Here is a 291-nt window from a genome sequence, read left to right as displayed (position 1 = left end):
TAACCAAGTGTTCGATCAGTTGCAGATCGAAGTCTTTCTGTAGGTCGTTGGTCAGGTAGTGCGTCAGGAACACGGGCAGGGCTTGAGCAATGTGGTCGCGAGCTTGCGAGCTTGCCGATTGCCAGTAGAGACGCACCAACTGTGTCCAGAACCGCGCATGCCGCCCTTCATCAAACAGATGATCGGCCATCAGGCCGCGGACAGAGGATTTGACGCTGCCGTCTTTGGAAAACGCTGCGACGTCATGGGTGACGGTGTTCTCGGCGATGGCGACGCCGATCAGCTCAACGG

General features: G+C 57.4%; 1 protein-coding gene. It reads right to left on the bottom strand.

All coding sequences use genetic code 11. The features are described from left to right. The coding region (locus AAEZ05_RS28150; protein WP_350649841.1) for a diiron oxygenase at positions 1–291 on the bottom strand (291 nt) is incomplete at both ends.

This window comes from Pseudomonas sp. HY13-MNA-CIBAN-0226, from assembly GCF_040310305.1.
In the GTDB taxonomy this organism is placed as follows: Bacteria; Pseudomonadota; Gammaproteobacteria; order Pseudomonadales; family Pseudomonadaceae; genus Aquipseudomonas; species Aquipseudomonas gregormendelii.
The sequence above is the reverse complement of the archived record's forward strand: the minus strand, read 5'-3'. Positions and strand labels throughout refer to the sequence as shown.